The sequence below is a fragment of the Amycolatopsis sp. NPDC004368 genome, assembly GCF_053602515.1.
In genome coordinates, this window is record NZ_JBSGDT010000046.1 from 49,228 (window position 1) to 58,653 (window position 9,426).

The window sequence follows — 9,426 nt, forward strand, 5'->3', positions numbered from 1 at the left end:
CGGCCCGCCCGGGCCGCGAGGACCCCTGGAGGTGAGCGGCCCGATGCTCGTGCAGAACGCCGAACCGTTGATGAGGCTGACGTGGACCGACCCCGTCACCGGTGCGCACGGCTATCTGGTCGTGCACAGCCTGGTGTCCGGCGTGGCCACGGGCGGCACGCGGATGCGGGCGGGCTGCACGATGGGCGAGGTCGAGGACCTCGCGCGCGGCATGGCGAACAAGACGGCCACGTTCAACCTCCCCGTCGGCGGCGCCAAGGGCGGTCTCGACTTCGACCCGAAGGACCCGCGGGCCTTCGGCGTGCTCACGCGGTTCTGCGAGTTCCTGAGGCCGTGGCTCGACGCCAGCTGGGTCACCGCCGAGGACCTCGGCGTGCCGCAGCACCTCATCGACTCCGTGTTCGAGAAGCTGGGGCTGGAGCAGTCGTACCACGCCGCGATCCGCCGTTCGGCCGATCCGGAACGCACTCTGCGGCGCGTGCAGGCCGGGCTCAACGCCCCCGTGCCCGGCGGGCTGCTGCTCGGTGACGTGATCGGCGGCTACGGCGTCGCGCAGGCCTGCCTCGGCGCCGCGGCGGCGTGGGGCTGGGAGCCGGCCGGGACGACGGTGGCGATCCAGGGCATCGGCACCATGGGCGGCGGCGCCGCGTGGTACCTGCACGAAGCCGGCGTGAAGGTGGTCGCCGTGGCCGACGCCGCGGGCACGCTCCACAACCCCGAGGGCCTCGACGTGCCGGCCCTGCTCGACCTGCGCGACCGCTTCGGCGAGGTGGACCGCTCGCGGCTGCCCGAAGGCGTGCAGGTGCTGCCGCGCGAGGCGATCGTGGCGACCGACGCCGACATCCTCGTGCCGGCCGCGATCTCGTACGCGCTGCGCGTGGACAACGAGAACCTCGTGAAAGCCCAGGTCGTGGTGGAAGCGGCGAACGCGGCCACGACGGCTGAGGCCGAGGCGGCGCTGTCCGCCCGCGGCGTCGCGGTGATCCCGGACTTCGTCGCGAACGCCGGCGCGGCCGCGTGGGCGTGGTGGCTGCTGCTCGGCGAGGTGGGCGCCGACCCGGCCGACTCGTTCCTGCGGCTGCGCACCGAGATGCAGGCCAAGGTGGCGCTGCTGCTGACCGAGTGGCACCTCGACCGGGTGCCGCCGCGGGTGACCGGGCTGCGACTGGCCGAGACCACGCGCGCCGCGCGGGCACAGGCGCAGGCGAACGAGGGTGCGCCTGCCCTGCTCATCCCGTAATCAGGCGCATCCCCCATGAACCGGGGGTCGCGTGGTGCCCCGCGACGGGGGCGGGGCACCACGCGAGCTCCCCCGGCGAGCGTCAGGTGCGAGCGAGGCGGTCGAGTTCCCGGACGAGCACGTCGCTCGCCGAGCCGGTGGCCGTGGTGTGCCCCGAGTCGCCGACGAGCACCAGCCGCGCGTCCGGCAGCGCGCGTTCGAGCAGCCACGGTGTGCCGGTGAGGTTGCCGAGATCGAGCACGCCCTGCACCAGCACGGCCGCGGTCCCGGCAAGGCGGTGGGCATTGCGCAGGATGGCGCCGTCCTCGCTGAAGCAGCCGTTGGCGAAGTAGTGCGTGACGAGCCGCGCGAAGGCGAGCCGGTGGACCGGGTCCGCGAACACCGGCGACGGCGATTCCTGCGACAGCATCGCGTCTTCCCACTCGCACCAGCGGATCGCGGCCGGCTCGTGCACGGCCGGGTCCGGATCCATCAGGAGCCGGTGGTAGGCCCGGCCGAGGTCCCCGTCGCGCTCGGCCGCCGGCACGCCGGCGCGGAACTTCGCGAAGGCCGCGGGGAACACCCCGCCGAGCCCGCGCGTGAGCAGGTCGAGCTCGGCCTGCCGGTCCGTCGCCAGGCCCAGCAGCACCAGCTCGCTCACGCGGTCGGGATGGCGTTCGGCGTACAGCAGCGAGAGCGCGCAGCCCCACGAACCCCCGAACAGCAGCCAGGTGTCGATGCCCAGCGTGGTGCGCAGCGCCTCCACGTCGGCCAGCAGGTGTGCGGTGGTGTTCGCGGACAGATCGGCGACGGGCCCGCGTGGGGTGTGCTGCGTCCGCACCCGCGCTGGTCGAACAGCACCACGCGGTAGCGGTCGGGGTCGAAGAAGCGGCGGTGCGCGGGCCGGCAGGCGCCCCCGGGACCGCCGTGCACGACGAGCGCGGGCTTGCCTTCCGGGTTGCCGCACTCCTCCCAGTACACGGCATGACCGTCACCGACGTCGAGCAGTCCGCTGCGGTAGGGGGTGATCTCGGGGTGCAGTCCGGGCACAGGATGTCCTTCCGGCGGGGTCAGACCAGGGTTTGCGCCAGCTCCCCGAGCGTGTGGCACAGGGCCGTGGGAGTGGCGGGGCCGAGGTGGATCACGGCGTCGGCGCCCGTGCCGGTGGTGTGGCTGAGGTAGCGGCCCCAGTCGGTGTCGGCGTAGTGCAGGGGCTCCTCGACGCACACCCGGCGGCCGACCTCGTCGCGGCGCGCGGCGTACAGCTCGCCGCTGCCGTGCACCGGCCGCTGCACCAGGCTCACCACGTCGGCGAGTTCCGGTTCGAGCGGGTACGCGTCCTCGCCGCGGCGGGCGGCGTCGGCGAGGTCGGAGACCCGCACCGAACGCGGCGTGCCCCCGCCGGCGCCGACGGCCGGCAGCTGCTCCACGAAGGTCTCGACCAGCCGCTGCCGGTCGATCTCCTGCACGCCCACGTGCTCGCCGTCGGACACCGCGAGCACCGCCTGCAGTCCGCCGGCGGCCACCAGCACGCCGTACGTGCGGCCGCCGGTCGCGACCCAGCCGTAGAACTCCTCGGCGGGCCGCGCCAGCAGCGGCAGCCAGTCGAGGAAGTCCACCGTCGCGCGCCCGCGCCGGTCGACGAGCCCGGCCTGCGCGAGCGCATCGTCCACGCGCTCCGCCGCTTCTTCGCGTTCGAGGTCCGACAGCCACACCGGTTCGGGGCGCAGCGTCACGTGCAACAAGCCGACCTGCTCGCGCTCGGCGAGCGCAGCGAGTGCCTCCAGCGGCAGGTCGACCCGTCCGGCCACGGCGGTCATTCGCCGATGACCGGCGGGATCGTCCGCTGGTCGGTGCCGAAGAGGGCGTCGGGGTCGGGCTCCACGAGGAAGTCGGGCCGCCGGTGCTCGGCGTCCTCCTCCTCTTCCCCGCGGCGGCCGGCGGCTCCCGCGGGTCCCACGGTCGTACCACCGCGTCCGGTGGAGGCGGCCCGGGCCGCGGCGGCTTCCTCGGCCGCCACGGGGTTCAGACCACCGAGACCCGACCGGGCTCCCGGGCCGCTTCGCGCGGCTCCCCCTTCGGCCACGCCGGCCGAGCCACCGAACCGGCCACTCGCGGCCCCGCCCCGGCCGGCCGGGCCTTCGGCGCCGAACAGTCCGTTCGCACCCGGCACCAGGTCGAATCCGGCCCGCGAGAACAGCGAGCCACCGGAGGATCCCGCGCCGGGCCCGAACGGCTGGTTCGGACCGGCCGGCGGCACCGTCGGCCGCGTGCCCGGTGGCGTCACCGTGGTCGTGCCGCCGGTGCTCTGCGTGGTGGTCGTGTCCGTCGGGTGGTGCGTGCCGCCGGTGTCCGTCGTTCCGCTGCCCGTGTCCGTGCCGCCGGTGTGGCCGGTCCCGGGGTGCCCGCCGGTGACGTGGCCGGTCCGATCGCCGGTCTGGTCGCCGGTGGTGGCGTGGAACCCGGTGGCCGGGTTGTGGCCCCCGCTCGTCGCGCCGCCGGTGGTCGTGGAGCCGGGTGATCCGGGCACGATCACGTGGCCGGGGGGCGTGGGCGTGGTCAGGCGGATCGCCGCGCCGTCGGACTCGAGCGTGCCGTACTGCGTCGGCAGCACCGACTTCGTGCTGGTGGTGACGCCGTTGTACTGGTCCATCACGCGCACGTTGGTGTCGTTGGCGGCGTTGTACTTGTTCAGCTTGTCCTGGTACGAGTTCTCGTCGTGGGCCGCCATGAACGGCCCCGCGATCGGGATCGCCGCCTTCAGCCCGGCCGTCCACGGGTTCGGCTTGTCCGGCTTCGGCGGCACCTCGACCACGGCGTGGCTCGAGTCCTCGAAGCTGCTCGCCTGCATCTCCACCGAAGCGTTGGTCATGTCGAGCGGGTCGGCGGTGTCCGCGAACGCCTTCTCCAGCGGCCCGGCCCCCGCGTTGGCCGCGTCGGCGCCGTTGCCCGACCACGACTTCGCCATGCGGTCCTGGAGGTCCTTGATGCTCTGCGCGCGCTCCAGGTACGCCGACGACAGCTCCTGCACTTGCGCGGCCGCGGCGCGCAAGCCAGCGGTGTCACCGGTTCTGAAGTTGTCGTAGATCTGCTTGCCGTCCACCTAGTCCCCCTTGAGTGTGCCGACGACGGCGCCCGCCACGGTCCGGGCGACCTGGCACGAATCCTGCTCGCCCTGGTAACCCTGGGCCGCGGTGGCGAAGGCGAGGTCGTCCGCGAGACCCACCCAGAGGTTGCAGTCGCCCTTCGCGCGCCGATCGGTGAGGTCGCTGAACACCGCCGGGTAACCGACCACCGACGGTGCGGGGTCGACGAAGCCCAGTTGCCCCGCGTCCTTCGCGCGGTAGACGCCGGCGAGGCCACCCATCCCCTGCGCTCGGTTGCCCGTGCCGATGATGATCTGGACGCTGAGCCCCTCGGCTCCGATCTGCCAGCCACAGCCGGGCCCCGCCTCGGCGAACGGCCCGGTCACGGTTGCTTCGCCCTGCGCGGGATAGCGCAAGGGGGCGAGCACGCTTTGCGGGACGAGCGCACAAGGCTTGCCCAGGTATGCGGCCGGATCGAGTGGATCCTTCACCTTCGGCGCCCGCGAGTCGGGGGCGGAGGCAGCAGTGCTGCTCGGAGCCGGCTGCGCGATGCCCGGTGTGGAGGTCGAGCACCCGGCCACCGCGGCGGCCACGAGCACGGCGCACGCCGCCCTCGCACTGGTTCGCCTCATCGTGCCTGGCCGAGCTCGGCGTTCGCCTGGTCGGTCGCCACGGTCTTGTCCTTCGCCGCCTTCAGTTTCGCGACGTAACCCTGCACGTACTGCCGCATCGAATCGTTCTGCTCCTGCAACGCGCGCAACGAGTCGCCGCCCGTGCTGACATAGCCGCTGCTGGCGGGATCCTTCCCGGGAGCCTTCAACGCCGTGACGATCTCCGCGATCTTGCGGCCGTCCGCGGTGATCTTCGTCAATTGGTCTTCCCACAGGCCGATCACGGCGTCGAGCTCCGCGGGCTCCATCTCGAACGTGCCCCCGCCGCCACCACCGCCGTAGACGGGGCCGGACACGTCGCCGAAGACGCGTTGGGCCGCACGGCCCGCTTCGCCGATGATCAAGGCGCGTTCCTCTCCCCAGTCTCACTCACCGTGATGGCGCACAGCGTAGCCATCGCCCACGGCCGTGTCAGCATTACGCGGCCGCCGTGAGACGGAGAAAAACAGGCAGCGGTTCCGGCGACTCGCGGTCACAGTACGTACGTACGGATTGCGAGGACCCCGTCCCGGCTGTCAGGATTCCAGGATGCCACGGGTCAGCCAGGATCACCTCGACGCACGCCGGCGCCAGATCCTCGACGGTTCGCGCGTGTGCTTCGCCCGCTACGGGTACGAGGGTGCCACAGTCCGCCGCCTCGAGGAGGCCACGGGTCTGTCCCGTGGCGCCATCTTCCACCACTTCCGCGACAAGGAGTCGCTGTTCCTCGCGCTCGCCGAGGACGACGCCGTGCGCATGGCCGACGTCGTGGCCGAGCAGGGCCTGGTCCAGGTCATGCGGGAGCTGCTCTCGGGTGACAGCGAGCACCCCGCCGACTGGCTCGGCACCCGGCTCGAGGTGTCGCGCCGGCTGCGCACCGACCCGGAGTTCCGCGGCCGCTGGGCCGAGCGCTCCGAGCAGCTGACCACCGCCACGCGCGAACGGCTCATGCGCCAGCGCGAAGCCGGCAACCTGCGGGACGACGTCAACGTGGACGTGCTCACCGCGTTCCTCGAGCTCGTGCTGGAAGGCCTGGTCTCGCACCTGGCGATGGGGCTGCCCGGCGACGACCTCGGGCCCGTGCTCGATCTGGTCGAGGAGACGGTGCGGCGCCACCGGCTCGGCGCCGGCCGTTACCCATCCGACCAAAAGTAGGCCGACCCCCTGGCGCACGACCATCGGCACAGTAAGTCTCACACTGCGCCGCGCGCGTGGTCGTGTTGAATGTGCCCGGTGGAATTCCTCGACGCCCACGGCCAGTCGCTCGCTGTCTTCGACTGGGCCGTGCACGAGATCGGGCCGGGTGACTGGGGTCGGGCCACGCCGTGCAGCGACTGGTCCGTGCGCGATCTCGTGAACCACCTGGTCGTCGAACAGCTGTGGGTGCCACCGCTGCTCGACGGCGCCACCCTCGACGACATCGGCGACCGCTTCGACGGGGACCAGCTCGGCGACGACCCGGTCACCACGTGGGACGCCGCGTCGCGAACGGCTCGCGAAGCCTGGCTGGTGGCCGGCGTGCCGCAGCGCACCGTGCACGTGTCCTTCGGCCTGATCCCGGCCGAGGAGTACGGCTGGCAGATGGCGATCGACTTCGCCGTGCACGCCTGGGACCTCGCCGTGGCGCTCGACCGGCCGAACCCCATTCCCTCGGACCTCGCGGCGCGCCTGCTCGAGGTCGTGCGCCCGTGGGTGGACGACTGGCAGGGCATCGGGCTGTTCGGCCCGCCGGTGGCGGTCGGGCGGTCGGCGAGCGACGTGACCCGGCTCGTGGCGCTGCTGGGCCGGCGGCCGCGCTGAGGCGCCCGACACGCCGGTTGTCACCCGTCCGACGGCCGGCGCACGTTAGGATTGTCGGCATCGTCGCAGTACAAGCCGATTTCCCGAGTAGGAGTGACTCCATTCGTGCGCGCCGCGCAATCGCCCGGTGACAGTACCGGGCCGGGTCGACATCCCGGCTGTTCCCTGACCGCCGCCCCCTCCGCCGTCCAGGACGGTGCGGCATGATCCACGTCCTGCTCTCCGTGGCCGGCGTGCTGGTCTTCATCCTCCTCACGATCGGCACCGGCCTCGCCGTCGCCGCCGAGTTCTCGCTGACCGCGCTCGAGCGCAGCACCGTCGACGCCGACGTGCGCCAGGTGGGCGACCGCCGGTCGCTCTCGGTGCAGAAGGCACACCGCACGCTGAGTTTCCAGCTCTCGGGCGCGCAGGTCGCGATCACCCTCACCACGCTGGTCACCGGTTACCTCGCCGAGCCGCTCATCGGCGAGCTCGTGCGCCCGGTCTTCGACGCGGTCGGCCTCCCCGAGCCCGTCGCCGCGGGCGTGTCGATCGCCGTCGCGCTGGTGCTGGCCACGTTCCTGTCGATGATCCTCGGCGAGATGGTGCCGAAGAACATCGCGATCGCGCGCCCGCTGCGCACGGCCCGCGCCGTGACCGGCTACCACTCGCGCTTCTCCGCGCTGTTCCGCTGGCTCATCACGCTCATGAACAACAGCGCCAACTTCGTGGTGCGCAAGTTCGGCGTCGAGCCGCAGGAAGAGCTGCGGTCGGCCCGCTCGCCACAGGAGCTCGGCTCGATCGTGCGCTCCAGCGCCGAGAGCGGGAAGCTCGACACCTCCACGGCGGAGCTGCTGGACCGCTCGCTGCGCTTCGGCGAGCGCACCGCGGAGGAGCTCATGACCCCGCGCGTGCAGGTCGAGTCGCTGACCGTGGACGACACGATCAACGACCTCATCGGGATCTCGCAGCGCACCGGGTTCTCGCGCTTTCCCGTCTACCGCGAAGACCTCGACGACGTGCAGGGCGCCGTGCACGTGAAGCAGGCCTTCGCCGTGCCCGGTGACGAGCGCGCCAGCGTGCGCATCGGCTCGGTCATGCGGCCGGTGCCGACCGTGCCCGAGTCGCTCCCGGGCGACGACCTGCTCAACCGCCTGCGCGACTCGCGTTACCAGCTCGCCATCGTCGTGGACGAGTACGGCGGCACGGCGGGGCTGGTCACGCTGGAGGACGTGGTCGAGGAGATCATCGGCGACGTCCGCGACGAGCACGACGAGCGCGAAGCCCCGGCTTCGCAGCAGCTCGGCTCCGACAGCTGGCTCGTGTCCGGCCAGCTGCGCGCCGACGAGGTCAGCGAGGTCACCGGCTTCCGCATGCCCGACGGCGATTACGAGACGATCGCCGGCCTGATCCTCGAACGCCTCGGCCGCATCCCGGCCGAAGGCGACGCCGCGGTCGTCGACGGCTGGCGGCTCACCGTCACGAGCATGGACCGCCACCGCATCGCCGAGGTGCAGGTGCGGCCCGTGCAACCCGGCCCGGCCCCGAACGCCGGGCCGGACGCCGAGCCCCGGCCGGTCACCGAACGCGAGGTGGTCGCGTGACCGACTGGCTGAACATCGCCCTCGTCGTGGTGCTGCTGCTCGCCAACGCGTTTTTCGTCGGCGCCGAGTTCACCCTGATCTCGTCGCGGCGCGACCGGCTGGAAGCGTTGCTGGAACAGGGGAAGACGCGCGCGCGGATCGTGATCAACGCGAGCCGGCACGTCTCGAGGATGCTCGCGGGCGCGCAGCTGGGCATCACGATCTGCTCGCTGCTGCTCGGCCGGCTCGGCGAGCCCGCCGTGGCCCACCGGCTGTCCGGGTTCTTCGACCTGTTCGGCCTGCCGCAACAGCTGCTGCACCCGATCTCGTTCGCGATCGCGCTGGCGTTCATCACGATGCTCCACGTGCTCATCGGCGAGATGGTGCCGAAGAACCTCGCCATCGCCGAGCCGGAGCGGCTCGCGCTGTGGCTGGTGCCCGCGCACGTGGCGTGGGTGAAGCTCGCGAACCCGGTGATCTGGTTCCTGAACTGGGTCGCGAACTCGTTCCTGCGGCTGGTGAAGGTGGAGCCGAAGGACGAGCTGGAAACGGCCTACACCTCCGACGAGCTGGCCGAGCTGCTCAGTGAGTCGCGGCGGGAGGGCCTGCTCGAACAGTCGGAGCACGAACGGCTTTCGCAGACGCTGTCGTCGGTCGCGAAGACCGTGTCCGACGTGCTCGTGCCCACGGCCCAGCTCACGACCCTCCCTTGTGGACCGACGCTCGGCGACGTGGAACGCGCGGTGTCCTCCACCGGGTTCTCGCGCTTCCCGGTCTGCACCGACGACGGCACGCTCACCGGGTACATCCACGTGAAGGACGTGCTCGACCTCGTCGGCCAGAGCCCCGACACGAGCGTGCCGGACTCGAAGACCCGGCCGCTGACCGAGCTGCGCGCCGACGCGCGGCTCGACGTGGCGCTCTCGGCGATGCGCAAGGAAGGCAGCCACCTCGCGCGAGCGCTCGACGCCGCCGGCCAGGCCGTGGGTGTCGTGGCGCTGGAGGACCTCGTCGCTTGCCGGCTTCCCAGAGGATCAGCAGCGAGGCCGCCGGAACCAGCGCCCAGAAGAACTGCGTGAGCGTGAGGTCGGTGGTGCCGAGCAGCGTGT

Annotated in this window: 9 protein-coding genes and 1 pseudogene; 5 read left to right on the top strand and 5 right to left on the bottom strand. The window is 72.3% G+C overall.

What is annotated here, in order from left to right:
* The first annotated feature begins 43 nt into the window (after positions 1–43).
* On the top strand, positions 44–1,240 hold the full coding sequence (locus tag ACWEOE_RS37765; protein ID WP_452017929.1) for a Glu/Leu/Phe/Val dehydrogenase dimerization domain-containing protein: 1,197 nt from the start codon (positions 44–46) through the stop codon (positions 1,238–1,240).
* A gap of 82 nt (positions 1,241–1,322) precedes the next feature.
* Here ACWEOE_RS37765 and pip read toward each other — a convergent pair.
* From pip to ACWEOE_RS37790, 5 genes and pseudogenes are all read right to left on the bottom strand, one after another.
* Positions 1,323–2,260: pseudogene (gene pip / locus ACWEOE_RS37770) on the bottom strand (prolyl aminopeptidase).
* Positions 2,261–2,289: 29 nt separating this feature from the next.
* A complete protein-coding gene (locus tag ACWEOE_RS37775; RefSeq protein WP_452017912.1) occupies positions 2,290–3,039 on the bottom strand; it encodes an ESX secretion-associated protein EspG in 750 nt (249 codons plus the stop codon).
* Positions 3,036–4,322 carry a WXG100 family type VII secretion target gene (locus ACWEOE_RS37780; RefSeq protein WP_452017914.1) on the bottom strand — a complete coding sequence of 429 codons (1,287 nt, stop codon included), beginning with the start codon at positions 4,320–4,322 and terminating at the stop codon, positions 3,036–3,038. Before ACWEOE_RS37780 ends, ACWEOE_RS37775 begins: the two co-directional genes overlap by 4 nt.
* A complete protein-coding gene (locus tag ACWEOE_RS37785; RefSeq protein WP_452017916.1) occupies positions 4,323–4,937 on the bottom strand; it encodes a DUF3558 domain-containing protein in 615 nt (204 codons plus the stop codon).
* On the bottom strand, positions 4,934–5,320 hold the full coding sequence (locus ACWEOE_RS37790; protein WP_452017918.1) for a hypothetical protein: 387 nt from the start codon (positions 5,318–5,320) through the stop codon (positions 4,934–4,936). The genes ACWEOE_RS37785 and ACWEOE_RS37790 overlap by 4 nt, the downstream gene beginning before the upstream one ends.
* 184 nt (positions 5,321–5,504) lie before the next feature.
* Here ACWEOE_RS37790 and ACWEOE_RS37795 point away from each other — a divergent pair, with 184 nt between their 5' ends.
* From ACWEOE_RS37795 to ACWEOE_RS37810, 4 genes are all read left to right on the top strand, one after another.
* Positions 5,505–6,110: a TetR/AcrR family transcriptional regulator gene (locus ACWEOE_RS37795; protein WP_452017920.1), complete on the top strand. Its 606-nt coding sequence runs from the start codon at positions 5,505–5,507 to the stop codon at positions 6,108–6,110.
* A gap of 78 nt (positions 6,111–6,188) precedes the next feature.
* Complete coding sequence (locus ACWEOE_RS37800) at positions 6,189–6,755, top strand: TIGR03086 family metal-binding protein (RefSeq protein WP_452017922.1); 567 nt, start codon at positions 6,189–6,191, stop codon at positions 6,753–6,755.
* 203 nt (positions 6,756–6,958) lie between these two features.
* On the top strand, positions 6,959–8,338 hold the full coding sequence (locus ACWEOE_RS37805; RefSeq protein ID WP_452017924.1) for a hemolysin family protein: 1,380 nt from the start codon (positions 6,959–6,961) through the stop codon (positions 8,336–8,338).
* Complete coding sequence (locus ACWEOE_RS37810; protein WP_452017925.1) at positions 8,335–9,396, top strand: hemolysin family protein; 1,062 nt, start codon at positions 8,335–8,337, stop codon at positions 9,394–9,396. Before ACWEOE_RS37805 ends, ACWEOE_RS37810 begins: the two co-directional genes overlap by 4 nt.
* Positions 9,397–9,426 lie beyond the last annotated feature (30 nt).

Bases quoted from the DNA above. Each gene is read 5' to 3' on its own strand.
- ACWEOE_RS37765 (WP_452017929.1), top strand. From the start codon at position 44: ATGCTCGTGCAGAACGCCGAACCGTTGATGAGGCTGACGTGGACCGAC.
- ACWEOE_RS37775 (WP_452017912.1), bottom strand. From the start codon at position 3,039: ATGACCGCCGTGGCCGGACGGGTCGACCTGCCGCTGGAGGCACTCGCT.
- ACWEOE_RS37785 (WP_452017916.1), bottom strand. From the start codon at position 4,937: ATGAGGCGAACCAGTGCGAGGGCGGCGTGCGCCGTGCTCGTGGCCGCC.
- ACWEOE_RS37795 (WP_452017920.1), top strand. From the start codon at position 5,505: ATGCCACGGGTCAGCCAGGATCACCTCGACGCACGCCGGCGCCAGATC.
- ACWEOE_RS37805 (WP_452017924.1), top strand. From the start codon at position 6,959: ATGATCCACGTCCTGCTCTCCGTGGCCGGCGTGCTGGTCTTCATCCTC.